The following is a 26,733-nucleotide window of genomic DNA, read 5'->3' on the forward strand; positions in this document are numbered from 1 at the left end:
GCTACGTCCTTCACGTCTGTCTGGCCGGCGCGGGGTCGGCCGAGGCGATCACTCCACGCAGCGCCCATAAACCGAGAATCGGCCCCGGCAGCAGCCACCACAGCACCCAGGTTCCCTGCATGGCCCAAAGCGACGTCGTCAGCGAAATGGCCGGAATGGTCAGGGCGAAGCCCACGGCGTTCATCACCGCCAGGGTAGAGCCGACACGCTCACGCGGTGCCGTCGCGGCGGCCAGCGCTGAGAACTGCGGTGAGTCTGCAATGACCGTTAACCCCCACATGGCCAGTAAAACCAGCAGCATCCCCGGCGGCGCCCATGCCAGCAGCGGGTAGGCCAGGCAGATCGCTCCTGAAGCCGTGAGCGACCAGCGGGCCACCCATAGGCTGCCCAGGTGTCGGCTCACCAGGCCGCCGCCGACGCAGCCTGCCAACCCCAGTGCAATGATGCCGAAGGAGAGCCAGGCCACCAGGTCGGTGGAAGCGCCCAGTCGTTCGATTTCCCGATAGACGAGGAAAGGGGTCAACATCCAGAAGGCGTAAAGCTCCCAGCAGTGGCCGAAATAGCCACCGGCCACGCTCCGGAATCGCTTCTCGCTCAGGGCGGCAAGCCCCTCGGTGAGCCGTGCCTTGCCGGAGGAGGGGGGCAGGTGAGGGCCGTCACCCAGCAACCAGACCATGGCCCCACCCGCCAGGGCCAGCAGCGAGGCGCCCAGCAGCGGCCACTCCCATGCCATTCCCAGGGTGCCACCGCGCAATAGATGCGGCATGGCGGTGCCCAGGGTCAGCATGCCGACGAGCCAGGCCAGGGCCGCGCCGGTGTGCTTGGGCGTCCAACCGATCACCAGCTTCATGCCCAGCGGATAGATGCCGGCTAGGCACAATCCCGTAGCGAACCGCAGCAGCACGGCCAGCGGGAACTGCGCTGCCACCAGCACGAAACCGGCGTTGACCAATGCGCCTGCCAGGCAGGAGGCGGCGAAGATACGGCTGGCGCGAAAGCGGTCGGCAAGGCCGGTAGTGGCGATGAACAGGGTGCCGCAGATGAAGCCCGCCTGTACGGCCAGCGTCAGTCGGCCGAGTTCGACCTCGGTGAAACCGAGATCGCGCGCTAGCGACAGGCCAACACCATTGACGGAAAACCACAGCGACGTGCCGCACAGCTGGGCCAGCACGATGACGGCCAGGGGGTGACGTTGCCAAAAGGAGTTTTTGTTCATTGCCGGATCGTCGCCCCAGCAGGGCGACAAGGCAAGCGCGAGTTTCGGCTAGTCGCTCCGTTATAGAATGGCCACGCTCAGCCTCTGGCCTCGCTGGGGGCCGGGAAATGGTGGCGAGTGTTATTGGCGATGCGTACCAGCGCCAGCATCAGCGGCACTTCCACTAGCACGCCCACTACGGTGGCCAGCGCCGCGCCGGATTGCAAGCCGAACAGCGCGATGGCGGCGGCCACCGCCAGCTCGAAGAAGTTGCTGGCGCCGATCATGGCGCCGGGGGCGGCCACGTTGTGCGGTACCTTCCAGGCCTTTGCCCAGCCATAGGCAATGAAGAAGATCAGCACCGTCTGAATGATCAGCGGAATGGCGATCAGCACGATGTGCAGCGGGTTGTTGAGTATGACGTCGCCCTGGAAGGCGAACAGCAGTACCAGAGTGATGATCAGTCCGATGGGCGTGATCGGCCCGACCCGCTTCATGAACACGCTTTCATACCACTCGATGCCGCGGCGGGCGATCAGGGTACGCCGCGTCAGGTAGCCGGCAGCGAGCGGGATGACGATATAGAGGAAGACCGAGAGGGCCACGGTATCCCAAGGCACCTGTATGTTGGAGATGCCGAGCAGCAGCACCACGATGGGGGCGAAGGCGAACAGCATGATCAGGTCGTTGAGCGACACCTGCACCAAGGTATAGGCAGCGTCGCCACGGGTCAGGTAGCTCCATACGAAAACCATGGCGGTGCAGGGGGCGGCGCCGAGCAGAATGGCGCCAGCCAGGTACTGCTGGGCCAGCGGCTCGGGAATCAGCGGGCGGAACAGCACCATCAGGAAGAACCAGGCGATGGCGAACATGGTGAAGGGCTTGATCAGCCAGTTCACCGTGGTGGTGATGATCAACCCCTTGGGCTGGCGACGCACACCCAATACCGCGGCGAAGTCGATCTGCGCCATCATCGGGAAGATCATCGCCCAGATCAGGATCGCCACCGGTATCGATACCTGAGCGACTTCGAAGCGCGAAAGCGTTTCAGGCACCGCCGGGGCGAACTGGCCCAGCAGTACACCGGCGACGATGGCTAGGGCCACCCATACGGAGAGATAGCGCTCGAAGCGGCCCATTCCCTCGGTGGGGGACGGAGTCTGCTCACTCTGATCTGAAGTCATTGCGATGTCCCGATGGGGCGAATAGGCTGCCGCCGGTCAAGCCCGCGGGTGGCTATGGCAGCCATAATATATGGAATTCCATATATGCTCAAATGCACGGCGCCTCGACTTGCCAGGCTGAGAGGTTGGCGCCACTGTAACGCTTTTATCCACTGCTGGGGGAAGCGCATTTGACTCTCGAGCGCCTACGACTCGACAACGTTGCCGTCGGTGAACTGGCCGAGGTCAGCCTCGAGCTCGAGCCCGGCGAGATCTGCTGTCTCTCCGGCGCCAGCGGCTCGGGCAAGAGCCGGCTGTTGCGCGCCGTGGCCGACCTCGAGCCCCATGCTGGCGAGGTCTGGCTGGGCGAGCAGGCCCAGTCGCAGACACCCGGTCACACCTGGCGGCGCCAAGTGATGCTGGTGCCGGCGGAGAGCCACTGGTGGTCAGACACGGTGAGGGAGCATTTTCCCAACAGCCTCGAAGAGGCCGAGCTGGCGGCGCTGGGGTTCGAATGCGATGCTCTGGAATGGCAGGTGAGCCGCCTATCCACCGGTGAGAAGCAGCGCCTGGGGCTGTTGCGGGCGATCAGCCGCGAACCCCGCGTGCTGCTGCTTGATGAGCCAACCGCCAATCTGGATGATGCGACCCGTGACCGGGTAGAACGTTGGCTGACATCGCGGATTGAATCGCGCGGCTGTCCGACGCTGTGGGTGGCTCACGATCTGGAGCAGATTGCGCGGGTGGCAAGCCGTCACTGGCGGATTGCCGGCGGGCGGCTCGTGGAGCGGAAAACCTCATGAACGTTATCGAGCTCTCCTGGTGGCAGCTGGCGCTGGCGGCGCTGATGGTGGTGGCGCTTGCCGGTTGCACCGCCGTCATGCGGCTGGGCATGAGTCGCAGTCTATTGATAGCGGCACTGCGAACCGTCATCCAGCTGGCGCTGGTGGGCCTCGTGCTGGAAGCGCTGTTCGCCGCCGAGCGCCTGGTGTGGGTAATGCTGATGGCACTGGCTATGCTGCTGATCGCCGGGCGCGAGGTGATGGCACGGCAGAAGCGTCGACTGTTGGGCGGCTGGGCCTTCGGCATCGGTACGCTGTCGATGTTCCTCTCTTCGTTTAGCGTTACGGTACTCACCTTGACCGTCATTATCGGCCCCGAGCCCTGGTATCGGCCGCAGTATGCCATCCCGCTGCTGGGCATGCTGCTGGGCAATACCATGACCGGTGTGGCCCTGGCATTGGACCGGCTGACAGATACCGCCTGGCGTCAGCGCGGTGTGATCGAGAATCGGCTGATGCTCGGGCAACCCTGGCAGGAAGCGATAGGCGATATCCGCCGCGAGGCGATGCGCAGCGGGCTGATGCCGATGATCAACGCCATGGCCGCCGCCGGGGTGGTCAGCCTGCCGGGCATGATGACCGGCCAGATACTCGCCGGCACCGCGCCGGGCCTGGCGGTGAAGTACCAGATCCTGATCATGTTCGCGATCACGCTGGGCACCGGCTTCGGCACGCTGGCGGCCGTCTCGACGGGCAGTCGTCGACTGTTCGATTCCCGCGAGCGACTGCGCCTCGACCGGCTCTCGTCCCCCGCTACATGAAGACGCCCGCTTCGGTGTCGAAGCGGGCGTCATTGGTTCAACGGCTCGATCGGTCGCTCAGGTTCTAATCCACCAGTTCGATGGCCACTGCGGTGGCTTCGCCGCCGCCGATGCACAGGCTGGCGATGCCGCGCTTGCCGCCCTTGGTACGCAGGGCGTGGATCAGGGTGGCGATGATGCGCGAGCCGGTGGAGCCGATGGGGTGGCCTTGGGCACAGGCGCCGCCGAAGACATTGACCTTGTCATGCGGAATGTCGAGCCCGTCCATGGCCAGCAGCGTGACCACGGCGAAAGCCTCGTTGATTTCGAACAGGTCGACGTCGGCCACGCTCCAGCCGAGTTTCTTCATCAGCTTGTCGATGGCACCGACCGGGGCGATGGTGAACTCGCTGGGGTGCTGGGAGTGGGTGCTGTGGCCCAGCATGCGTGCCAGCGGCTTGCTGCCGAGTCTCTCGGCGGCGGCCTGGCTGGCCAGGATCAGCGCCGAGGCACCGTCCGAAATCGAGCTGGAGTTGGCTGCGGTGATGGTCCCGTCCTTGGCGAAGGCGGGGCGCAACTGGCGGATCTTGTCGAGCTTGGCCTGGAACGGCTGCTCGTCGTGCTCGACCACGCTCTCGCCTTGGCGGCTGGTCACGGTCACAGGCGCCATCTCGGCGTTGAGGTGGCCGGCATTGGTGGCTTCCATGGCTCGCTCCAGCGAGGCGATGGCAAAGTCGTCGAGGCGCTCGCGTGAGTAGCCGCGCTCGCTGGCGATGTCCTGAGCGAACACGCCCATCAGCTTGCCGGTTTCGGCATCTTCCAGGCCGTCGAGGAACATGTGGTCCTTGAGTTCGCCATGGCCCAGGCGATAGCCGGTGCGCGCCTTGGTCAGCACGTGCGGGGCGTTGGACATCGACTCCATACCGCCGGCCAGTATCACCTCGCCGCTGCCGGCGCGAATCAGGTCATGGGCCAGCATGGCGGCTTTCATGCCCGAGCCGCACAGCTTGTTGATGGTAGTGGCTCCGATGCCGTCGGGGATGCCGGCCTGGCGCATGGCCTGGCGGGCCGGGCCCTGCTTGACGCCACCCGGCAGCACGCAGCCCATGATGCCTTCATCGATGTCGCTGGCTTCGATACCGGCGCGCGCGATGGCGGCGCGGATGGCCGTGGCGGCAAGCTCCGGAGCGGTCTGGCTTGCCAGGCTGCCCAGCATGCCGCCCATGGGCGTACGTGCGGCGGAGAGAAAGACGATGTCGTTAGGGCTGCTCATGGTGGCGGTCTCCTGATTCATACGATGTTTGTCGTTGTCGAGAGCCGGCTCGACCGGTGCGGCCGTCTCTGTCGAGTCTTTTCGGCGTACTCGCGGCACTGTGTCGACGCCATTGCGTTGACCTGTCTGCGCCGCTGTGGTTTTCTCAAGATCAACCAAGCAAGCGCTAGTGTAAACCCGATGAATGTCGTTAACGAGTCCCCACGCCGCAAGGAATTGACCCGTCTGGCCGCGCAATTGTTCGTCCAGGAAGGTTTCGATCGCACCACGGTACGCATGCTGGCCCAGGAAATGGGCATCAAGTCCGGCAGCCTGTTTCATCACTTTCGCGACAAACAGGAAATACTTGCCGCCGTCATCGAGGAAGGTACGCAGAATGCCTTGACCCTGGCCCGCCAAGCGCTGGAAGAGTGCGGCGACTCGGCCAGCGAGAGGCTGCATGCCATGGCCAGAGCACACCTGGAAACCTTGCTCACAGATCGCAACGCTCACGTGGTGGCCCTATACGAATGGCGGCGATTGGACTCGGCGGCTCGGGACCACTTGAGCCACCTGCGCGATGCTTATGAGGAGTTGTGGGAGCGTGTCATCGACGAGGCGCTGGCTGACGGCCTCATTCACGGTGACCGTTTCCTCGTTTCGCGCTTCGTGATGGGGGCGTTGAACTGGACGGTACGCTGGTATGACCCAGAAGGCCCCCGCAAGCCTGAGGACCTGGCACACGAATTGGTCGCGATGATCACCTCTTCAACCCGCACCCCGCCTGGGCAGTCGACCAAGGTCTAGCCCTTGCCCCTCGTACGAGGGGTTGCTCCGCCCTGACTTTGCTTCTAGCTTGTACCTAGCGCTTGCTAGGTTGACGCTTACGTCAACTGCATCTAAGCAGAATAGATCCCAACGGACTGTCATGACCGCGATCCGGCCTTTCAACAACAAGCACAATCTCGTACAAGAGGGCAGCCAATGAGCACGCAACAGCTTCCTGAATATTCCACCTACCTGGAGCGTTTCTCCGTCAGCGATGTCATTACTCGTCTCGATGATCATGACGACGGCAAGTTCAACGCTTTTGAATCCTGCTGTGGGCGACATCTGCGCGCGGGTCGCGGTGAAGTTCTGGCGCTGATCCATGAGCATGCTCAGGGCAAGGTCAATCGCCGCACCTATGCCGAGCTCGAAGCCGAGAGCGCCCGTCTCGCCGGCTGGTTTGTCGAACGGGGGCTGGGCGTGGGCGACCGTATCGCCTGCATGTTGCCACGCTCGCCTGAACTGATGGTCGCGGTGCTGGCCACCTGGCGGATCGGCGCGGTCTATCAACCGCTGTTTACTGCCTTCGGTCCCGATGCCGTCGACTATCGCTTGGGCCGCGCCGATACCAGGCTGGTGATCACCGACCATGCCAACCGCTTCAAGTTCGACGGGCTCTCACAGTGTCCGCCGGTGCTCGCCGTGGGTGGAGCGAGCGATGGCCACGCCGACGATCTCGACTGGGACGAAGCGCTGGGCCATACGCCCATCGAGACCAATCCGCCACGGCTCTCCCCCGAGGCGCCGTTCCTGCAGATGTTCACTTCCGGTACCGTGGGCAAGCCCAAGGGGGTGGCGGTACCGCTCTCCGGCATGCCGGCGTTCGCGCTCTACATGGAGCTGGCCATCGACCTGCGCGAGAGCGACCGCTTCTGGAACATGGCCGACCCGGGCTGGGCCTACGGGCTCTACTACGCCATCGCCGGACCGCTGCTGCTGGGCGTGACCACGCATTTCTGCGAGGCGGGCTTCAGCGCCGAAGGAGCGCTCGAGTTCATGCAGCGTCATCGCATCACCAACTTTGCCGCAGCTCCCACCGCCTACCGGCTGATGAAGGCGTCGGGGCTGTTCGACGATGCTCATGAAAAGCTCGAGCTGCGCGTGGCCAGCTCCGCCGGCGAGCCCCTCAATACCGAGGTGGTCTCCTGGGTCGAGCGCTCCCTGGGCTGTCCGGTCATGGATCACTACGGCCAGACCGAAACCGGCATGACCTGTTGCAACCATCATGCGCTGGGCCACCCCAAGCATGTCGGCGCAATGGGCGTGCCCATGCCGGGCTACCGACTGGCGATTCTCGATGCCGAGTACAATGAGTTGCCGCCGGGCGAACCGGGCGTGCTTGCCGTGGACATCGAGCGTTCACCGGCGCACTTCTTCCAAGGCTACACCTGGCAGGAAAAGCACCCCTTCGCCAATGGCTACTATCTCACCGGTGACGTGGTGATTCGCAATGAAGACGGCACCTTCCAGTTTGCCGGACGCGACGACGACATCATCACCACCGCTGGCTATCGCGTAGGGCCCACCGACGTGGAAAATACCGTCATGACACATCCGGCAGTAGCGGAATCCGCCGCGGTAGGGCAGCCCGACGAGATTCGCGGCGAGATCATCAAGTCCTATGTCGTGCTGCGGGAAGGCTTCGAGGCGAGCGACGATCTGGCCGACGAGATTCGTCAGCGGGTGCGCGAGCGTCTCTCCACCCATGCCTTTCCCCGGGTGATCGAGTTCGTCGATACCCTGCCCAAGACACCCAGTGGCAAGATCCAACGCTTCAAGCTGCGCGCCGATGCCGCCGAAAAGGCCGAAACCGGCGCTGCGCAATGACAGCTACCGGGACTTGAAACACGTCAAGCAGCCATAGCCCTTTGAACTCAGGAATTCGATATGCAAGTGAAGGACCGTACCTTTTTGATTACCGGCGCCGCCTCCGGCCTGGGGGCGGCCACCGCCGAGCGCCTGGTGGCAGGCGGCGGCCGGGTTGTGCTGTGTGACCTCAGCGACGCCGTCGAGGCCCATGCCGAAAAGCTGGGCATCGGCGCACGCGCGGTACGCGGCGACGTCACTTCGGCTGCGGATATGCAGGCGGCGGTCGACGCTGCCGTTGCGCTGGGCGGTGAAAGTGGACTGAGCGGCGTGGTGCACTGTGCCGGCGTGGTAAGCGTGGCCAAGCTGGTAGACCGTGAAGGCAATCCGGCCGATCTGGACGCCTACGCACGCACCGTGCAGATCAACCTGGTCGGCACCTTCAACGTCATGCGCCTGGCAGCCGCGGCCATGGCGAAGAATGCCCCTGGGGACGACGGTGAACGGGGAGTGATCGTCAACACCGCTTCCATCGCCGCCTTCGACGGCCAGGTGGGCCAGTGTGCCTACAGTGCCTCCAAGGCGGGGGTGGTGGGGATGAGCTTGCCGGCGGCACGAGAGCTGTCGCGGCACGGCATCCGCGTGATGGGGATAGCGCCGGGAGTGTTCCAGACGCCGATGATGAGCGAGATTCCCGACGAAGCGGCCAAGGCGCTGGCCGCCTCGGTGCCCTTTCCCAAACGTTTGGGCCTGCCCGACGAGTTCGCCCGTCTGGCCGAGCAAATCATCACGAATCCGATGCTGAACGGCGAGGTCATCCGCCTGGACGGCGGCATACGCATGCAGTGAGCGTTGGCAGCCGCACTTGGCAGGCACTGGCAGGCACGCTAGCGTAGGGCGCACTACGAGATGCACGACAAGCATAGGGAGCGTCCGCCATGGCCAGCCAGGAGATCGGCTCCGACCTCGGGCTCGACAGTCAGCTCTGTTTCACGCTGTATTCCACGTCGCTGTTGATGACCAAGTTCTACAAGCCCCTGCTCAAGGGGCTTGGCCTTACCTACCCGCAATATCTGGTACTTTTGACTCTATGGCAGGCGGATGGCCAGAGTGCCGGGGCGATAAGCCGTCGCCTGATGACCGATACCGGTTCGCTGACTCCCGTGTTCAAACGCCTCGAGGCCGATGGGCTACTCCAGCGGGTGCGCAGCCGCCGCGATGAGCGGGTGGTCGAACTCTTTCTCACCGAACGGGGCAGGGCGCTACATGAACAGGCCCGGGAGATTCCCGACTGTGTGATCATGGCCAGTGGTCAGCCCCACGAGGAGCTGGCCGAGCTGAAGGGACGCCTGGAGGCGCTGCGAGACAGGCTCCAGGAGGCGATGCCCTGACAGCGCCCCTGACAGCGCCAGCCACATAGTGGTCCGCTGTTTTGCTGGTGCACCATATTCTATCGTCCTTCTTTGTGGTGCGATTGTTGGTGGCGGGCTTTTTTTAGTCTGCAAGCCATTGATATATATTTATTATCGCCTTGTTGTTCGATTCCAGCTTTGGCTGTGGGCGCGAGGCCGGAGGCCAAGACGTCTCTCTCGGGGTGCAATGACTGGCAAGGGGTGGCCGCATGTTTCCTCCCCGAAGCATAAAGATGCAAGATCATTAAAACGAGCGCTTGACTCAGCCTCGCATGCGAGCTAGTTTCAAACACATGTTTGAAAGCGGTCATTGCCGCTTGCATATTATCGACTTCAGGCGACCGTAAGCGGTGACCCTCAGAGCTTAGCGGCGACCTTCTGTGGAGAGTAGAGATGCCCGATTATCAGGCCCCCCTGCGCGACCTTCGTTTCGTGATGGACGAAATGCTGGACTATCCCGGCCACTATGCCCGTTTGCCGGGCGGTGAAGAGGCGACGCCGGACGTAGTGGCCGCCATTCTCGAAGAGGGCGCTCGCTTTACACGCGAGGTGCTGTTGCCTCTGAACCAGAGCGGTGATCAGGAAGGTTGTCTGCTGGAGGGTGGCGAAGTGAAGGCGCCCAAGGGCTTCAAGGAAGCCTATCAGCAGTATGTCGAAGGCGGCTGGCCCAGCCTGGCGGCGGACCCCGCCCATGGCGGTCAGGGCTTGCCCCACTCGCTGGCCATGGTGCTTTCCGAGATGATCTGCGCCACCAACCTGGCGTGGGGCATGTATCCGGGCCTTTCCCATGGCGCCGCCGATGCCCTGCGCCATCATGGCACCGAGGAGCAGCAGGCCACTTACCTCACCAAGCTGGTCGAGGGCGTGTGGACCGGCACCATGTGCCTCACCGAGCCGCACTGCGGTACCGATCTGGGTCTGATCAAGACTCGTGCAGTGCCCACTGCCGATGGCGGCTACGACATCACCGGCACCAAGATATTCATCTCCGCCGGTGAGCACGACCTGGCCGAGAACATCGTGCATCTGGTGCTGGCCAAACTGCCGGACGCACCTGAAGGCTCCAAGGGTATTTCGCTGTTCGTGGTGCCCAAGTTCCTGCCCGACGCCGAGGGCAACCCCGGCGAGCGCAATGGTGTGACCTGCGGCTCCCTCGAGCACAAGATGGGCATTCACGGTAACGCTACCTGCGTCATGAACTTCGATGCCGCTCGTGGCTATCTCGTCGGGCCGCCCAACAAGGGCTTGGCCTGCATGTTCACCATGATGAACGCCGCGCGTCTGGGTGTGGGCATTCAGGGCCTGGGTCTGGCCGAGGCTAGCTTCCAGAACGCTCTGGCCTATGCGCGTGACCGTCTGCAGATGCGGGCGCTCTCCGGCCCCCAGGCGCCCGAGAAGCCCGCCGACCCGATCATCGTGCATCCTGATGTACGGCGCATGTTGCTGACCCAGAAAGCCTTTGCCGAAGGCGGCCGGATGCTGGTGCTCTACACTGCCCAGATGCTCGATATCGTCGAGCATGGCCAGGACGCTGCCGAGCGTGAGCGTGCCGAGACCCTGCTGAGCCTTCTCACGCCTATCGTCAAGGCGTTCCTCACCGAGGTCGGCTTCGAAGCTACCAATGAGGGCGTGCAGGTGTTCGGCGGTCACGGCTTCATCCAGGAGTGGGGCATGGAGCAGCTGGTGCGCGATGCCCGTATCACGCGCCTCTACGAAGGCACTACCGGTATCCAGGCCCTCGACTTGCTGGGTCGCAAGGTGCTGATGAGCCAAGGCGAGAGCCTCAAGGTCTTCACCAAGGAGATCCACAAGTTCTGCAAGAGCGAAGAGGAAAACGGTGAAATGGCCGAGTTCGTCAAGCCGCTGGCCAAGCTCAATGCCGAGTGGGGCGAGCTGACCATGGGTATTGGCATGAAGGCGATGAACGACCGTGAGGAAGTGGGTGCGGCCAGCGTCGACTACCTGATGTACTCCGGCTACGTGACCCTGGGCTACCTTTTCGCCAAGGCCGCCAAGCAGGCTCAGCAGGCTCTGGCATCAGGCAGCGGCGAAGCGGCCTTCTACCAGGCCAAGGTCAACACCGCGCGATTCTACTTCCAGCGCCTGCTGCCGCGTACCCTGGCCCATGCTCGCATGATCCAGGCGGGTGCCGAGCCGCTGATGGCGCTGTCGCCGGAAGAATTCGGCCTCGGCTTCGAAATCTGATCACTACCAGGCATCTCTCTCGGTCAGTGCGACTGATCGGTGGTTTGCGGCGGGCTTTGCCCGCCGCTTTTTTTTGTCTGGTAAGAGTGTCTTGTCAGTTGCACAGCATGGCCAGCGGGATCTCGCGAGCCACCTCGAAACCCGAGGGAAGCTCGGCGGTGGGGTCATGCAGCCAGGCGATCAGGTCCTGTTCGGTGCGCTCGCGCTGACTGTAGCGCGTAAGCATGTGGTAGCCGTCAGGGTAAAATGCCAGGCGTATGGCCTCGTCGTCCGGTAGGCGTTCCAGCAGCGCGCAATAGGCTTCCTCGGGAATGATCTGATCCTCGTCACCATAGAGCACCAGGGCAGGAGAGGGCAGCTGCTCGGCAGCCTCCAGAGCCTGCCCCATGGCCTGGGTCAGCCCGGCGATCGTATCGATGCGTGCACTGCGCAGAATCATGGGGTCGCGGGCCAGCTGGCGCTTTATCTCCTCGTCGTCGGTGGGTTCGATACCCAAGCGGCGGGTAGTGCGTATGGAAAAGGTGCTGTGCGGCATTATCCGTACACCGAGCCAGAGTCCCGCCCGCTGATACCAAGGCATGATTTGCGGGCCCCATACGGCGGGAGCGATCAGAACGCTGCCGTCTACCGGCGGCGGGGAGTCGGCGGTCATGGCGAGCAGCGTTATCGCGGCTCCCATGCTCTTGCCAACGAGGAAGAGTGACGCATCTGGATGGCGCTCGCGCAGCAGCTCGGCGAGCATGATGACGTCGTCGCGTAGCCGTTCGTGGCCGGCCCACAGGCGACGCTGCTCCGTGGTGCCGAAACCGCGCTGGTCGTGGGCGTAGACTTCGATCCCGTGGGCGGAGAGTGCCTGGGACATGACCTCGAAGCTGCCGCCATGGTCGTTGAATCCATGCACCGCCAACACCACCGTATCGGCGCCGTTCTCGGCGGGCCAGTGGCGTAGTGGCAGGCGATAGCCGTCATCGGCAATCACTTGGAAAGCCGTTAGTTGAGGCGCTCTTGCGCCAGGCCCCGGCGATTGCAGCATGGGGCCGGCACAGGCAGCCAGAAGAGGGCCGAGCGCCAGCATCAGGCCTAGAGGGAAGCCGAGTCGCCTCATGTCGCCTCGGGGTAATCCAGGGCACGACGAAGCCGTTCGGCATTGCGCTTCACCCATGCGCAATCGATGGGTCCCCAGTCCACGATTTCATAGTGTCCGCTGTTGTGGCGCTCGCCCGGGGCGGGTTGGAATTCGCAGCGAATGTCCAGTTCGTCGAGCGCCTTGAGCGTATCCTGGGCGGTACGCCGGGGCATGCCGGTGGCAGCAATGATTGCCGGTATGCTACCGATGCCGCTGGCAATCAGATGGGCGAGATAAAGACGGCGATAAAAGCTGGACTGAGTCTTGCTGAGCGACATGGTTACCTGCAGTTGACGTAGGCTGGCATGGGATTCTTGCACTTCCTAGCATAGCGCTGCGTGTGGACATGGCTCCAGTATCGGCAGCTCATGCGAGGGTGTCGTGATGGCCGAGATCACCTACAGTAAGAGCCACGGAAGACATTTTTGCAGAGAGAACAGGGAGGAGTGCGATGTCAGTCAAGCAGGTGGACGAGGCAGAACTGCTGGCCCAGGTGGAGCGCTGCATGTTCGGAGAGCGCATGGTGATCGAACGTGAGGGCAAGCGCTTTTCCGCGCGGGTTCAGCACATCGGCGCCACCGGGGTGAAGGTCGTGCCCGAAACGACACTCATGGAGCACGATGGGGCTCCCGGCGACATCAATGGCGTCACCGTCTCTTATGCCGATATTCGGGAAGTGGAGATTGACGGCATCACGTATCGACTGGCCTGACCGCTCGAGTTAAGGGGGGCAGGTCTCGTCGTTGCGCTTCGCGTGCGAGGCGAGGCGCTCTAGCGCGCGCTTGAGGCGAGGATCCTCGACGTCCGCAGCGCAGGCGGCGATTTCATCGGCGGCTGGTGTCGGCAGGGTGCGAACCTGGCGTGGTGGCACTTTCAGCGGTCGCACCGGCCGTACTTTGAGACTGAAGCCCGTGACCGCGGCAAATTCCGGTAAGCGGTGGAGCAGCTCCAGCAGGCGAGGCTGCTCATAACGCAGCCAGGTCAGCCACACGGCGCCATCGGTAAGCAGCGTGAGCTTGCCGTCGCGAAAGCCGCCGACGAACAGATGATCCCGCACCTCTTCGGGCAAGTGATCGCGCAGGTGCTGCTGCGCCTGGGAGATCAGCTTTGCCGTACGCATCAGCGGTGCCAGTTCTCCCTTCCCCCCCAGCAGGCGAGACATGGGCTGTGCTCGTGAGCGCTTAACCTTTATACTCATGTGCTTGTTTCTCGTCCTTACCAACACGGCAAGCCTAGCACGCTCGGAGATCAGCGACAGCATGACCGCCGCCCAGCCACAGGATCGTAGCGTTGCCAGCCCACCGGCTGCGTCGACGCGTTGCCGACAGCGTTCGCGCTGGTGGCTTGCCGGGCTGTTGGTCGGTTGCCTGCTTCCGGCCGGTTTGACCCAGGCGGAAACCCTGCGCCTGGCCGAACGTGTGGTACAAACCTGCATATTCGCCCCGACGCTGATGCGTGCTCGCTGTCGCTATGTGGCCCGGCGGCGTGCCATGCCCCACTGGCCGCGACGCCGGCCCGCGGTCGTGGCGAAACGCGTTCCACCCCCGCCTGCCTTGCCCCAGTCTTGCCGTTGGGCTGCCGGCCATGACGTCCAGACGCGTCGTGGTCCGCCCCCTGTGTGCCGTTCCCTTGAAGCAGCATAATGCTGCCGGCGTAGACTGGCTCTCGTCAGTTCTGCTCAACGCCGGCTGAACGCGACACGCAGATTGGAAGTTCCATGATCAATACATTGTTACGCAAGGTCGTCGGTTCCAAGAACGACCGTGAAGTCAAACGCATGCAGCGCCAGGTCCAGCAGGTCAGCGCGTTGGAGCCGCAATTCGAGGCTCTCGACGACGCTGCGCTCAAGGCACGCACGACGGAACTGCGAGAGCGCTTCTCCAACGGCGAGAGTCTCGACGCCTTGTTGCCCGAGGCGTTTGCCACGGTTCGTGAGGCCAGCAAGCGCGTCATGGGGATGCGTCATTTCGACGTGCAGATGGTGGGGGGCATGACCCTGCACCGCGGACGCATCGCCGAAATGAAGACCGGTGAAGGCAAGACGCTGGTTGCGACGCTTGCCGTCTATCTCAACGCGCTGCCGGGCAACGGCGTCCACGTGGTGACCGTCAACGACTACCTGGCACGACGCGACGCCGAATGGATGCGCCCGCTGTACGAGTTTCTGGGGCTCTCGGTAGGTATCATCTTTGCCGGCCAGACCTCCGAGGAGAAGCGAGCCGCTTACGCTTGCGACATTACCTACGGGACCAACAACGAGTACGGCTTCGACTACTTGCGCGACAACATGGCGTTCTCGCTCGAGGACAAGGTTCAGCGCGGCCTGAGCTTCGCCATCATCGATGAAGTCGACTCCATCCTCATCGACGAGGCCCGTACGCCGCTGATCATCTCCGGCGCCGTGGACGAGAACACCGAACTCTACAAGGTGGTCGATCGGCTCGCAGCGCAGCTGGAAAAAGGCGAGGTGTCCGAGGACGCCGACGCCCCCGTCGAAGGCGACTTCCTGCTCGAAGAGAAGCAGAAGCAGGTCGAGATCACCGAGGCCGGCCACAACAAGGTCGAGGAGCTGATGCGCGCCGAAGGCCTGCTGGGTCCGGACGATTCGCTCTACGCCGCGCAAAACCTCAACCTGCTGCATCACATGCACTCTGCTCTGCGTGCCCGCCATCTCTACCTGCGCGACGTCGATTACATCGTCGCCAACAATCAGGTGGTCATCGTCGATGAGCACACCGGCCGCACCATGCCGGGGCGCCGCTGGTCCGAGGGCCTCCATCAGGCGGTTGAGGCCAAGGAAGGGGTGCCGGTACAGCGCGAAAGCCAGACGCTGGCCTCGACCACCTTCCAGAACTATTTCCGCCTCTACGACAAGCTGGCCGGCATGACCGGTACCGCCGACACCGAGGCCTTCGAGTTCCGGCAGATCTACGGGCTCGACGTGATCGTCATTCCCACCAACCGGCCGCTGGTGCGTCGCGACCTCAACGATCTCGTCTATCTCACGGGGGAGGAGAAGTACGAAGCGATCATCAACGACGTCAAGGCCGAGACCGAAGCCGGACGCCCGGTTCTGGTGGGTACCGCCTCCATCGAGACGTCCGAATACCTGGCCGGGCTGATGAAGAAGGCCGGTATCGAGTTCAACGTACTCAATGCCAAGCAGCACCAGAGCGAGGCCGAAATCATTGCCCAGGCCGGTCGTCCTGGAGCCGTTACCATTGCTACCAACATGGCGGGTCGCGGGACCGACATCGTGCTGGGTGGCAACTGGGAGGCCGAGGCGGCCAAGCTGGAGGATCCGAGCGAGGAGCAGATCGAACAGCTGCGTGAAGAGTGGCGTGCGCGCCACAAGGCGGTGCTCCAGGCCGGAGGCTTGCACGTAATCGGCTCCGAACGTCATGAGTCGCGGCGTATCGACAATCAGCTGCGTGGCCGTGCAGGCCGCCAGGGCGATCCGGGCTCGACGCGCTTCTTCCTCTCCATGGAAGACAGCCTGATGCGCCTGTTCGGCTCCGATCGCGTACAGCGCATGATGAAGGCATTGGGCCTGGAGCGCGGCGAGGCGATCGAGCACAAGATGGTCACCAATGCCGTGGAGCGGGCTCAGAAGAAGGTCGAGAGCCGTAACTTCGATATTCGTAAGCAACTGCTCGAATATGACGACGTGGCCAACGATCAGCGCCGCGTGATCTATGAGCAGCGCAACGAAATCCTGGCAGCCGAAGACGTGTCCCAGAATGTCCTTGGCATTCGCGACGAGGTGCTGGAGCTTGCCATCAGCGATTTCGTGCCGCCCCAGAGCCTGCCGGAGCAGTGGGATCTTGCCGGGCTACAGGAGCACCTGAAGTCCGAGTTCAACATCGAGGCCCCGCTGGTCGAATGGTCCGCAGCCGACGAGCGCTTCCACGAAGAGCAGCTGCGTGAACGTCTGCTCGAAATGCATCGACAGCTATATCAGGAGAAGGTCGATACGGCAGGTGAAGCGCTGATCCGGCGTTTCGAGAAGCAGATCATGCTGCAAGTCCTCGATACGCGCTGGAAGGAACATCTGCAGTCGATGGATCATCTGCGTCGCGGCATTCACCTGCGCGGCTATGCTCAGAAGAATCCCAAGCAGGAGTACAAGCGCGAATCCTTCGAGCTGTTCCAGACGCTGCTGACCAACATCAAGGCCGATATCACCCGTATCACCAGCCATGTTCAGGTGCGCAGGCCCGAGGAAGTCGATGAGCTCGAGCGTCAGCGCCGCGAAGCGCTGGAGCGCGAAAAAGCCGCGGCTGCGAGCCGCCACGAGGCACCCGAGCTGGAAAATGACGACCAACCCCTGGCCGCGGCGGCACCTGCCGGCGATAGCAGGCCGGTACGCCGCGAAGGGCCCAAGGTGGGGCGCAACGATCCCTGTCCTTGCGGCTCGGGCAAGAAGTACAAACAGTGCTGCGGCCAGCTGAGCTGATGCACAAGTCTGCACAAGCGTAGCGCTGGCTCTAACCGATCGAGGAGTACAGGTCCATGGCAGTGGGTGAGACACATTTTCCGGCCATGCCGGCGATAGAAGGGCTGCGTTTGGGAACTGCCATGGCCGGCATCAAGAAGCCTGGGCGACGTGACCTGGTGGTGATCGAGATCCCCGAAGGCGCTCGGGTAGCTGGCAGCTTTACCCTCAACGCCTTCTGCGCCGCCCCTGTCACGGTGGCCAAGGACCATTTGGCGCAGTGCCATGCGCATGGAGAGAACGCTCGCCTGCTGCTGATCAATACCGGCAATGCCAATGCCGGTACCGGCGAGGGTGGGCTGCGCGATGCCCGCGCTTCCTGCGCTGAGCTCGCAAGGCTCGCCGGTGTTGCTGAGCGCGGCGTGCTGCCGTTTTCCACCGGTGTCATCGGCGAGCCGCTGCCCATGGATCGGCTGCTGGCGGCGTTGCCGTCGGCGCTTGATGCGTTGTCGTCCGAAGGCGAAGCCTGGCAGCTGGCCGGCGAGGGCATCCTGACCACCGATACGCGGCCCAAGGGTGCCAGCGTGACACTGGAGATGGGCGATCGTACGGTGACGATCAACGGCATCAGCAAGGGTTCGGGCATGATCAAGCCCAACATGGCCACCATGCTCGCCTTCGTCGCCACCGACGCGAACATCGAACAGCCGCTGCTCGATACGCTGCTGCGCGAGACAGTGGATCGCTCCTTCAACTGCATCAGCGTGGATGGCGATACCTCCACCAACGACGCTTGCATGCTGATTGCCACCGGCCGCGGTGCCGCAGTGGTCAGCGATGAGCAGGTGGCGATTTTCCGCAATGGACTGCAGCGGGTCATGACGGAGCTGGCGCAAGCCATCGTGCGCGATGGTGAAGGGGCGACCAAGTTCGTTACGCTGCAGGTCTTCGAGGCGGCAAGTCGTGAGGAGGCATTGGAGGTGGCTTTCACGGTGGCACATTCGCCGCTGGTCAAGACGGCCCTGTTCGCTTCGGATGCCAACTGGGGTCGAATCCTGGCGGCGGTAGGGCGTGCCCCGCTAAGCGATTTCGACGTCCATCGGGTGACCATCGATCTCGGCGACGTGCGTCTGGTGGAGCACGGCGGTCGCGCTTCCGGCTACACCGAAGAGGATGGCAGCCGGGTAATGAGCGAAGCAGAGATCACCATTCGTATTGCGCTGGGACGGGGTGATGAGAGCGCCACGGTATGGACTACCGACCTATCCCACGACTACGTCAGTATCAACGCCGACTATCGCAGCTAGACGAAGACGTCTCGATGCAAGTACGACACCCGTGCCGAGCGGTCGGTGCGGACCAAGCGGGCAGGAGTCAATGAACGTAATGGTGAAAAGAAGGGTGCACGTGGCGGCGGCCGCCATCATCAGTAACGACGGCCTCAAGGCGCTTATCGCTCGTCGCCCCTCGAATGTCGATCATGGTGGATTGTGGGAGTTCCCGGGCGGCAAGCTGGCCCCCTATGAGACCGGACTCGAGGGTCTCAAGCGTGAACTCCACGAAGAGCTGGGAGTGGAGATCAAACGGGCCCAGCCGCTGATCCGTATCCACCATGAGTATCCGGACAAGCATATCCTGCTGGACGTATGGCAGGTGCATGAGTTCAGCGGTGAGCCGTTTGGACGGGAGGGGCAGGCGGTGCGCTGGGTGCCTCTCGAGGAGCTGGTCAATTACCCCTTTCCTGCGGCCAATCTGCCCATTCTGCAGGCAGTGATGCTGCCTACCGAATATCTGATTACCGCCGAAGAGCAGGATGAGGGCGTTTTCGATGCCTGTCTCGAACGCGCTCTGGTGGAAGATGGCGTACGGCTGGTCCAGCTGAGGGCCAAGGCGCTGGATGAAGCCGTCTACCTGGCCCGTGCCGAGCGCGCCCTGGCGCTGTGTCGCCAGCATGGAGCCCGGCTACTGCTGAATGCCGATCCCGCGCTGCTGCAGAGCATCGATGCCGATGGCGTGCACCTCACCAGCGAGCGTCTGATGAGCCTCGAACGGCGTCCCATCGCCGAAGACAAGTGGCTGGCGGCCTCGACTCACGACAGTAAGCAGTTGGGGCAGGCGGCGCGCATCGGCTGCGATTTCGTCACGCTTTCGCCGCTGCGTACCACGCCCTCCCATCCCGAGGTGGCGCCGATGGGCTGGCACGACTTCCAGCAGTTGGTGGAGCGTGCCGCCATGCCGGTGTTCGCGCTGGGCGGTATGACTCGCTTCGACGCCAACCACGCCCGCGCGGTGGGCGCCCAGGGCATCGCCTCGATCCGCGACTTCTGGAAAGCGCCGGACGCTTGAGCCCCCCTCTCACAGGGTGAGGGGCGCCGGGGACAGGTCGTGGCGGAGGTCATGCGCCATGGTGATGTGCCTTGCTCCGAACGGGCTGGCCATGGATGGCCAGCCCGGTCCTGCAGGCGGAGCAGGATGCGAGAGCGAAGCAGGGCGAATGTAGCGCCCAGGGATGGAGTCACAGCGCCTCCGCAACGGTCCGGCGCTCCTGGACCTGCCGGCGGGTCAGCCGCGTGCCGTACCTCGAGAATTCAATCCCGGTAGCGCCGGGTCAGGTCGCCATAAGCGTCGATGCGGCGGTCGCGCAGGTAGGGCCAGATGCGCCGCACATCCTCGCCGCGGCTCATGTCGAGCGTGACCAGCAGGCGTTCGGCCTCGGTGCCCCCGTGGGCCAGCAGCTCCCCCTGAGGGCCGGCGATGAAGCTGCCGCCCCAGAAATCGATGCCGTCGCCCACGCCGGAGTGATCCGGTTCGTGGCCGACACGGTTGGCCACGATCACCGGCAACCCGTTGGCTACCGCATGGCTGCGCTGAATCAGTGTCCAAGCCTCTTTCTGGCGAGCTTTTTCGGCATCGTCATCCGTGAGGCTCCAGCCGATGGCGGTTGGGTAGAGCAGCACTTCCGCTCCGGCCAGCGCCATCAGGCGCGCCGCTTCCGGATACCACTGGTCCCAGCATACCAGCAGCCCCAACCGACCCACCGAGGTGTCGATGGGCTGGAAGCCCTGCTTGCGATCGTCATCCTGATCGCCCGGTGTGAAATAGAATTTCTCGTAGAAGCTCGGGTCATCGGGGATGTGCATCTTGCGATAGTGGCCCACCTGGCCACTATCGCGGTCATAAACGACGGCGGTATTGTGATAGAGCCCCGGTGCGCGGCGCTCGAACAACGACCCCACCAGCACGATATTCAGCTCCGCGGCCAGGGCGGCCAGACGCTGCCCGGTGGGGCCATCGAGAGGCTCGGCCAGATCGAACAGCTCGGTGGCTTCGTACTGGCAGAAGTAATGAGTGGCATGCAGCTCCTGCAGCATTACCAACTCGGCGCCCGCAGCCGCCAGTTCGCGTACGCCGGCTTCGCTCTCGGCCAGGCTCTTGCTCTTGTCCGGCCAGGCCTGTTGCTGGACCAGGCCGACCTTTAGGGTGCGGGTCATGATGTCTCTCCTTGCTGTGTAGCAGCGCTCAGGCTACCCCGGGGGAGTTGCATGGTCAGGCAGTGCAGGCTGCCGTGCTGGCGTATCACGCTCAAACAGTCGATAGGCACGATATCTCGCTCCGGAAAGGCCTCGGCCAGGGCAGCGAGGGCCTCGCTGTCGGCGGCATCGCCATAGACAGGCACCAGCACCGCCGAGTTCACGATCAGGAAGTTGGCGTAGGTGGCCGGCAGTCGGTGGCCATCTTCGGGGTCGTAGCAGGGGCGTGGCCAGGGTAGCGGTATCAGGCGATAGGGTTCGCCGTCGGCACGGCGCAGCGCCTCAAGCTCCTGCTCCATGGCGGCCAGCGCGGGGTAGTGCGGGTCGGATTGGTCATCGCAGCGCACATAGGCAATGGTGGCCGGGTCGCAGAAGCGTGCCAGGGTGTCCACATGACTGTCGGTGTCGTCGCCTTCCAGGTGGCCGTTGGCCAGCCACAGCACCCGTTCGATACCGAAGTCGGCCTTGAGCAAGGTTTCCACCGCTTCGCGATCGAGGTGCGAATTACGGTTGGGATTGAGCAGACAGGCTTCGGTGGTGAGCAGCGTGCCCTCACCGTCGGTCTCGATGGCGCCGCCTTCGAGTACGATGTCACGGCTCTCGACAGCACAGGCGTAGACGCCGGCCTCGGCAAGGTGTCCGGTCAGCCGGTTGTCATGACCTGCTTCGAACTTGCCGCCCCAGCCGGTGAAAACGTAGTCGAGCAGCACGGGCTTGCCGTCGCGCTCTATGGCGATGGGGCCGTGGTCGCGGGCCCAGGTGTCGTCGGCATCGGCCACCACGAGGTGCAGGCGCGCCGTATCGACCCCCAGGTTGGAGAAGCGCTGGAGAAGATGCCGGCGGGTCTCTGCGTCGGGCACCGCGATCAGCACGCTCTCATAGCGTGCGATGGCCACTACCATGGCTTCCAGGGTGGCCTCGATACGCTCGAGTAGCGGGGCCCAGTCGCTGGTGGGGGTGGGCCAGGTCAGTTGGATGGCATCCTGTGGGTGCCATTCGGGTAACAGGCGATTGGGCATGAACGAAGCCTCATGAGTCGCGTCTCAGCACGGGTGCCGAACAGGGAGTCGGCGCAATGTAGGCGGGCGCCGGCAATGTTGCAAGCTTCGGGGAAACCCAACGCAGCCGATGCAGGGCGACGAAAAAAACCGTACCATGGCCACCTCTGACAAGGAATGCGATGATGCTCGACCGCCTGCCACTGTTGATCGGGTTGCGCTATGTGCGCGCCAAGCGCCGCAACCACTTCATTTCTTTCATATCTATGACTTCCATGCTGGGCCTCATGCTGGGCGTGGCCGTGCTGATTCTGGTGCTCTCGGTGATGAACGGTTTCGATCACGAGTTGCGCACGCGTATTCTCGGGATGGTGCCACACACCAAGATCGAGGCGCGAAGTGGCCTGGTGGAGTGGGAGACCCTCGCCGAGCAGCTGATGCAGCGTGAGCGTGTGATCGGAGCGGCGCCCTATATCCAGCAGCAGGGCATGTTCTCCGTCGCGGGCCGCAACGAAGGGGCCATGGTCAACGGCATTCACCCAGAATGGGAAGACCGTGTCTCGATCATCGGCAGCCACATGCGCCAAGGCAGCCTCGATGACCTTCAGCCGGGCGAGTGGAACATCGTGCTGGGCTCGCTGCTGGCACGCCACCTGGGCGTTGGCGTCGGCGATCGGGTCACGCTGCTGGTTCCCGAGGCGTCGATCACGCCGGCCGGTGTGTTCCCCCGGCTCAAGCGCTTCACGGTAAGCGGCATCTTTAGCGTGGGGGCCGACCTCGATGCCAACCTCGCCTATGCCAATATCGAAGATATGCAGACGCTGGCGCGGCTGGGCGATGCCGTGGGCGGGCTGCGCCTGGAACTCAACGACCTGTTCCTGGCCGCCAGCGAGACCCGCGCCATCATCAATGAGCTGGGCACCGGCTACCGCGGCATCGACTGGACCTTCTCCCACGGCAACCTGTTCCAGGCCATCCAGATGGAGAAGCGCATGATTGCACTGCTGCTGACGGTGATCATCGCCGTGGCGGCCTTCAACATCGTTTCCACGCTGGTCATGGTGGTCACCGACAAGCATGCCGACATCGCCATCCTGCGCACGATTGGCGCCACGCCACGCTCGATCATGGGCATCTTCGTGGTGCAGGGCATGGCCATCGGGGTGATCGGCATCGCCATCGGCGTGGGGCTCGGCATCCTGCTGGCTTTGACCATCTCCGATCTGATCGGCTGGGTGGAGTCGGCCCTCGGCATCCAGTTCCTCGACGCCGGGGTCTACTTCATCAGCGACCTTCCGTCACGCCTGCACTGGAGCGACGTGCGCGACATCGTTGCCGCCGCCTTCGGCCTGACCTTCCTTTCCACTCTTTATCCGGCCTGGCGCGCCTCCCGCGTGCAGCCTGCGGAGGTCCTGCGCTATGAGTGATTCGGCGATCGGCAGCAGCGAAAGCCTGGTGCAGCGTACGGCCAGCGGCAGAGTGATGCTGGCATGCCGCGACCTGACCCGTATCTACCACGAGGGGCCGCAAGACGTCACCGTGCTCGATGGCCTCTCGCTCGAGGTCCGCGCCGGGGAGCGGGTTGCCATCGTCGGCAGCTCCGGTTCGGGAAAGACCACTCTGCTCAATCTGTTGGGGGGGCTTGATCGCCCCACGCGTGGAGAGGTCAGCATTGCCGGGGAGTCGTTGCTGGATCTGGGGGAGGCGGCATTGGGGCGCTTTCGTAACCGCCATATCGGTTTTGTCTACCAGTTCCACCATCTTCTGGCGGAGTTCACGGCACTGGAAAATGCCGCGCTACCAATGATCGTGCGTGGTATGCGCAAGAAGGCCGCCGAAGCGAAAGCCCGTGAGCTGCTGGTCAAGGTGGGTATCGAGCAGCGTGCGGACCACAAGCCGGGAGAACTGTCCGGCGGCGAGCGCCAGCGCGTGGCCATAGCACGTGCCCTGGTGACCGACCCCAGCCTGGTATTGATGGACGAACCGACGGGCAATCTGGACCAGAGTACGGCAGCCAGTATCCTGGCTATGATGGATGAGCTGGCGCGTACCACCGAGTGCGCGTTCGTCGTGGTGACCCACGACCCTTCCCTCGCCGCACACCAGGATCGAGTCATGAAGCTGGACGGCGGTCGGCTTACCGAACAGACCTGATTTTGCCCCGTCCTGCCTGTGTTGCCTCACGAGCCCCCGTTCACCAGCGGGGGCTCAATCCTCCAACTCGAGACGCCGAAGCCGACGTCGCATGGAGCGCTGCTTCCAACTGCGTGAGATATGCCAGCGCCATACCAGGCGTACCAGCAGGTTGCTGACGATGGCCAGCACCACGGCCGAGACGACAGAGCCGAGCGCCAGGGCCGGGAGAATGTCAGCCATGCGGTCGGCGATCCATCGTGTCGATAATCGTGCCGGGGCTGCACGCACTGGCGTATCCATCAGCCAGGCGCCGATTCGGTAATTGCCGTAGAAGATCAGCGGCATGGTCAGCGGATTGGTGATCCATACCAGGCCCACCGAGAGCGGCAGATTGCAGCGCAGTACCCAGGCGCCGAACGCAGCCACCACCATCTGAAAGGGGATCGGCAGCATGGCGCTGAACAGGCCCACGGAGAAGGCATTGGCCACGGTGCGGCGGGAAAGAACCCAAAGTCCGGGGTCGCCAATCATACGGCTCATGAAGCGCAGCGAGCGCTGGCGCCTGAGCGTGTCGGGGTTGGGCATGTAGCGCTGCAGGAATCGGCGCGGCATGTCGGATTGGCTCGCTGCTTCGGGACCCGGGTATTATCCATGGATGGGACGTGGCCCGCCATGCTGAGCGCAACAATATGAGTGTCGCCTGACATGAGCCAGGGCAGGGAGCGAGAGGGGGCAGGGAAGTGCGATTTGGCATGGCAATGCCGCTGGCACTGGCGACGCTTGTGGGAGTCGGGCTTGGATACCTGGCGCCATCCGGTCTGTTCGAGGCCTGGGCGCTGTGCCTGCTTTGCCTTCTTGGGCGCGGTCACTGGCGTGGCATCGGTCTTGGGGTGATTATCGCTTTTTCAGCCAGCCAGGTACTGCTGGCCCGGGGGGCCGTGCTTCCCGATGGACTGCTGCGAGAGGACCTGCTGGTCGAAGGGCGCATCGAGTCGGTCGCGGATGAGGGACGCCTCAGCCGGCTGCTGATTCGTGTCGAAGCTTGTCGACCACTGGATCCTGCCAGGCTCCCGTGCGATGCGCTGCGGCGGGTGCGGCTGAGCTTTTTTCAGGCACCGGAAATACGCCCCGGTGAGCGCTGGGAAATGACCGTACGCTTGAGGCCCCCCGCTGGCTTCGTCAACCCGGGCACTTTCGATTACGGCGCCTGGCTGTGGCGGGAGGGTATCCAGGCGACGGGCTACGTGCGCAGCGAGCCGGCTGCCCAACGTCTGGCGCCGGCGTCGATCTCGCTGCGTGAGCGCGCGCTTGGCTACCTCGACGCTCAGGACATGAGCCCACAGACTCGCCGTTGGCTGGCCGCTCTCACTCTGGGAGTGGGTGAACGGCTCGAGCGTGACGATTGGGATCTTCTCAATGCCAGCGGCACGACACATCTGGTCGTCATTTCCGGCTTGCACGTAGGCCTGGTAGCCACCTTCGTGCTGCTGACTGCACGCGGCCTGGCCCGCGTGGTTACCCCTCGACGTTGGCGGATGTCGGTGTGGCCGTGGTGGCTGGCCGGAGCGGCGGCCGTCGGCTACGCCTGGCTGGCGGGACTGCAGCCACCTGCCATGCGCGCCATGATCATGACCCTGGTAGGCCTGTGGGTCGCCAGTGGACGCCATGCGCCAGGTGCATGGCAGGCCTGGTGGCTGGCGCTGGGCCTGGTCGTACTGGTAGACCCTCTGTCGGTCTGGCGGCCCGGACTATGGCTCTCATTCATTGCCGTGGCGTTGCTGATCCTCATCTGGCAGGGACATCCACGGCTCAAGGGGCTCCGCGGCTGGAGTTGGGGGCTGGTACGGACCCAGCTGCTACTGGCGCCATTGATGGCGGCTGCCGTGTTGCTGGCATTCGCCAGGCTCGCCCCGGCGGCACCGTTGGTCAACCTGGTGGCGGTGCCTCTGGTGAGCATGCTGTTGGTGCCGCTGGGGCTGCTGGGGTGGCTGTTCGCCCCCTTGCCCCTGCTCGGCACGCTGTGCTGGCGGCTCTTCGAACTCAGCGCCCAGCTGTTGGTTTCCTTGCTGGCGTTTGCGGTAGAGGTACTGCCGTTATGGTGGCCGGCTGCGGAACTCGTCGTGCCCTTGGCGCTCATGCTCGGGTTCGTTGCCATGCTTTGGGCGCTGCCCGGGCTGAACGCGGCACTGCGCATGGGAGCGACGATGCTGCTGGTCCCGGCGATGCTGGGGGTCAAGTCGCCCGCGCCCGAACCAGGCACCCTGAGAGTGAGGGTGCAGGATGTCGGCCAGGGGCAGCTCATCGAGCTGCGCAGCGCCAATTATCGGCTGCTCTACGATGCGGGGCCTCGCTTCGCTTCGGGCTTTGCGCCCTTGAGCTCGCTGTGGCCGGCAGGTCAGCACTTCGACGAAGTGATGGTGAGTCACGACGACCTCGATCATGCCGGTGGGGTGGGCGTTCTGGCCGAGCGGCACTCGGTGGGGCGTTTCATGGCGCCGCCCGGTGAGTCCATCGGCGTGGCCTTCGAACATTGCCTGCGCGGTCAGACCTGGGAGCGGGATGGCATCACCTACCGTGTTCTCTGGCCGCCCGAGGAGACCGAGCATCTTTCGAGCAATGATCGCTCCTGTGTCCTGGAAGTGACGACAGGGCATCAACGCCTCCTGGTCACGGGCGATGTCGGGCGAGAGATGGAACGCAGGTTCCTGCTGGACGTCGAGTCGCCAGTGACTTTGCTGGTCGCAGGTCACCACGGCAGTCGCACCAGCTCCGGGGCCCAGCTGGTGCAGATGCTCGAGCCGGCACACGTGATCTACAGCGCCGGTCGGCATAACGCCTTTGGCCACCCTCACGATGAGGTGGTGCGTCGCTTCCGCCGCGCCGGCAGCTGCCAGTGGAGCACGGCGCTGGACGGTGCCGTGACTTTTTGGCTCGGCGGGCCGGAAGAGTTGAAGCTCGACGCCGCGCGTCCAATGGCCTGGCGCCGTGGCGGTGTCGAAGCCAGGTGCCATGCGGTAGAATCGCGCCATTGATCGCGCTGCTCGTTGCGTGAAGAGGGGATACCG

General features: G+C 63.8%; 23 protein-coding genes. 14 read left to right on the top strand and 9 right to left on the bottom strand.

Translation table 11 applies throughout. From position 1 onward, the window contains the following. Positions 1-10: 10 nt before the first annotated feature. Positions 11-1,216: an MFS transporter gene (locus AC2VNO_RS19650; protein WP_486935712.1), complete on the bottom strand. Its 1,206-nt coding sequence runs from the start codon at positions 1,214-1,216 to the stop codon at positions 11-13. 77 nt (positions 1,217-1,293) lie between these two features. Beyond that, positions 1,294-2,379, bottom strand: coding sequence for an ACR3 family arsenite efflux transporter (gene arsB, locus AC2VNO_RS19655; RefSeq protein ID WP_486935713.1), 1,086 nt, complete (start codon positions 2,377-2,379; stop codon positions 1,294-1,296). Positions 2,380-2,549: 170 nt separating this feature from the next. On the opposite strand from arsB, the gene AC2VNO_RS19660 reads away from it, so the two are divergent. Then, on the top strand, positions 2,550-3,161 hold the full coding sequence (locus AC2VNO_RS19660) for an ABC transporter ATP-binding protein (RefSeq protein WP_486935714.1): 612 nt from the start codon (positions 2,550-2,552) through the stop codon (positions 3,159-3,161). Then, positions 3,158-3,961 (top strand): ABC transporter permease, encoded by an 804-nt coding sequence (locus tag AC2VNO_RS19665; RefSeq protein WP_486935715.1) that lies wholly within the window; start codon positions 3,158-3,160, stop codon positions 3,959-3,961. The genes AC2VNO_RS19660 and AC2VNO_RS19665 overlap by 4 nt, the downstream gene beginning before the upstream one ends. 64 nt (positions 3,962-4,025) lie before the next feature. Here AC2VNO_RS19665 and AC2VNO_RS19670 read toward each other — a convergent pair whose 3' ends face one another. Then, the gene (locus tag AC2VNO_RS19670; RefSeq protein ID WP_486935716.1) at positions 4,026-5,213 is read right to left on the bottom strand and encodes an acetyl-CoA C-acyltransferase; all 1,188 of its coding nucleotides are present in this window, start codon (positions 5,211-5,213) and stop codon (positions 4,026-4,028) included. A gap of 180 nt (positions 5,214-5,393) precedes the next feature. Between AC2VNO_RS19670 and AC2VNO_RS19675 the strand changes: the two genes are divergently transcribed. From AC2VNO_RS19675 to AC2VNO_RS19695, 5 genes are all read left to right on the top strand, one after another. Beyond that, complete coding sequence (locus AC2VNO_RS19675; RefSeq protein ID WP_486935717.1) at positions 5,394-5,999, top strand: TetR/AcrR family transcriptional regulator; 606 nt, start codon at positions 5,394-5,396, stop codon at positions 5,997-5,999. A 177-nt stretch (positions 6,000-6,176) separates the two neighbouring features. Then, positions 6,177-7,847, top strand: coding sequence for an AMP-binding protein (locus AC2VNO_RS19680; RefSeq protein ID WP_486935718.1), 1,671 nt, complete (start codon positions 6,177-6,179; stop codon positions 7,845-7,847). Positions 7,848-7,907: 60 nt separating this feature from the next. Beyond that, positions 7,908-8,675, top strand: coding sequence for an SDR family NAD(P)-dependent oxidoreductase (locus AC2VNO_RS19685; protein ID WP_486935719.1), 768 nt, complete (start codon positions 7,908-7,910; stop codon positions 8,673-8,675). An 89-nt stretch (positions 8,676-8,764) separates the two neighbouring features. Further along, positions 8,765-9,217: a MarR family winged helix-turn-helix transcriptional regulator gene (locus AC2VNO_RS19690; RefSeq protein ID WP_228580054.1), complete on the top strand. Its 453-nt coding sequence runs from the start codon at positions 8,765-8,767 to the stop codon at positions 9,215-9,217. Positions 9,218-9,631: 414 nt separating this feature from the next. Beyond that, positions 9,632-11,443, top strand: a complete 1,812-nt coding sequence (locus tag AC2VNO_RS19695) for an acyl-CoA dehydrogenase C-terminal domain-containing protein (RefSeq protein ID WP_486935720.1) — start codon at positions 9,632-9,634, stop codon at positions 11,441-11,443. A 94-nt stretch (positions 11,444-11,537) separates the two neighbouring features. Here the strand turns inward: AC2VNO_RS19695 and AC2VNO_RS19700 are convergent, their stop codons facing one another. Together AC2VNO_RS19700 and AC2VNO_RS19705 are read right to left on the bottom strand one after the other, a co-directional pair. After that, the gene (locus AC2VNO_RS19700; protein ID WP_486935721.1) at positions 11,538-12,548 is read right to left on the bottom strand and encodes an alpha/beta fold hydrolase; all 1,011 of its coding nucleotides are present in this window, start codon (positions 12,546-12,548) and stop codon (positions 11,538-11,540) included. Beyond that, positions 12,545-12,847 carry a winged helix-turn-helix domain-containing protein gene (locus AC2VNO_RS19705; RefSeq protein WP_486935722.1) on the bottom strand — a complete coding sequence of 101 codons (303 nt, stop codon included), beginning with the start codon at positions 12,845-12,847 and terminating at the stop codon, positions 12,545-12,547. The genes AC2VNO_RS19700 and AC2VNO_RS19705 overlap by 4 nt, the downstream gene beginning before the upstream one ends. A 173-nt stretch (positions 12,848-13,020) precedes the next feature. Between AC2VNO_RS19705 and AC2VNO_RS19710 the strand changes: the two genes are divergently transcribed. Continuing rightward, complete coding sequence (locus tag AC2VNO_RS19710; RefSeq protein WP_486935723.1) at positions 13,021-13,281, top strand: hypothetical protein; 261 nt, start codon at positions 13,021-13,023, stop codon at positions 13,279-13,281. A 9-nt stretch (positions 13,282-13,290) separates the two neighbouring features. Here the strand turns inward: AC2VNO_RS19710 and AC2VNO_RS19715 are convergent, their stop codons facing one another. Further along, positions 13,291-13,767, bottom strand: coding sequence for a DUF721 domain-containing protein (locus AC2VNO_RS19715; protein WP_486935724.1), 477 nt, complete (start codon positions 13,765-13,767; stop codon positions 13,291-13,293). Between the two features lie 519 nt (positions 13,768-14,286). Between AC2VNO_RS19715 and secA the strand changes: the two genes are divergently transcribed. The 3 genes from secA (at position 14,287) to AC2VNO_RS19730 (ending at position 19,350) form a co-directional block, all read left to right on the top strand. Beyond that, positions 14,287-17,025 carry a preprotein translocase subunit SecA gene (gene secA / locus AC2VNO_RS19720; protein WP_486935725.1) on the top strand — a complete coding sequence of 913 codons (2,739 nt, stop codon included), beginning with the start codon at positions 14,287-14,289 and terminating at the stop codon, positions 17,023-17,025. A 56-nt stretch (positions 17,026-17,081) separates the two neighbouring features. Next, a complete protein-coding gene (gene argJ, locus AC2VNO_RS19725; RefSeq protein ID WP_486935726.1) occupies positions 17,082-18,311 on the top strand; it encodes a bifunctional glutamate N-acetyltransferase/amino-acid acetyltransferase ArgJ in 1,230 nt (409 codons plus the stop codon). A gap of 79 nt (positions 18,312-18,390) precedes the next feature. Continuing rightward, positions 18,391-19,350: a Nudix family hydrolase gene (locus tag AC2VNO_RS19730; protein ID WP_486935727.1), complete on the top strand. Its 960-nt coding sequence runs from the start codon at positions 18,391-18,393 to the stop codon at positions 19,348-19,350. Between the two features lie 242 nt (positions 19,351-19,592). Here AC2VNO_RS19730 and AC2VNO_RS19735 read toward each other — a convergent pair whose 3' ends face one another. After that, positions 19,593-20,495: a carbon-nitrogen hydrolase gene (locus AC2VNO_RS19735; protein ID WP_486935728.1), complete on the bottom strand. Its 903-nt coding sequence runs from the start codon at positions 20,493-20,495 to the stop codon at positions 19,593-19,595. Further along, positions 20,492-21,553, bottom strand: a complete 1,062-nt coding sequence (locus AC2VNO_RS19740; RefSeq protein WP_486935729.1) for an agmatine deiminase family protein — start codon at positions 21,551-21,553, stop codon at positions 20,492-20,494. Before AC2VNO_RS19740 ends, AC2VNO_RS19735 begins: the two co-directional genes overlap by 4 nt. 164 nt (positions 21,554-21,717) lie before the next feature. Between AC2VNO_RS19740 and AC2VNO_RS19745 the strand changes: the two genes are divergently transcribed. Next, entirely contained in the window at positions 21,718-22,959 is a 1,242-nt protein-coding gene (locus tag AC2VNO_RS19745; RefSeq protein ID WP_228576798.1) for a lipoprotein-releasing ABC transporter permease subunit, read from the top strand. Further along, entirely contained in the window at positions 22,952-23,686 is a 735-nt protein-coding gene (locus tag AC2VNO_RS19750; protein WP_486935730.1) for an ABC transporter ATP-binding protein, read from the top strand. Before AC2VNO_RS19745 ends, AC2VNO_RS19750 begins: the two co-directional genes overlap by 8 nt. 54 nt (positions 23,687-23,740) lie before the next feature. Here the strand turns inward: AC2VNO_RS19750 and AC2VNO_RS19755 are convergent, their stop codons facing one another. Continuing rightward, positions 23,741-24,280 (bottom strand): DUF2062 domain-containing protein, encoded by a 540-nt coding sequence (locus AC2VNO_RS19755; protein WP_228576802.1) that lies wholly within the window; start codon positions 24,278-24,280, stop codon positions 23,741-23,743. A 140-nt stretch (positions 24,281-24,420) separates the two neighbouring features. Between AC2VNO_RS19755 and AC2VNO_RS19760 the strand changes: the two genes are divergently transcribed. Beyond that, positions 24,421-26,700: a DNA internalization-related competence protein ComEC/Rec2 gene (locus AC2VNO_RS19760; protein WP_486935731.1), complete on the top strand. Its 2,280-nt coding sequence runs from the start codon at positions 24,421-24,423 to the stop codon at positions 26,698-26,700. Positions 26,701-26,733 lie beyond the last annotated feature (33 nt).

The sequence above is a fragment of the Halomonas sp. TH-94 genome (assembly GCF_057473365.1).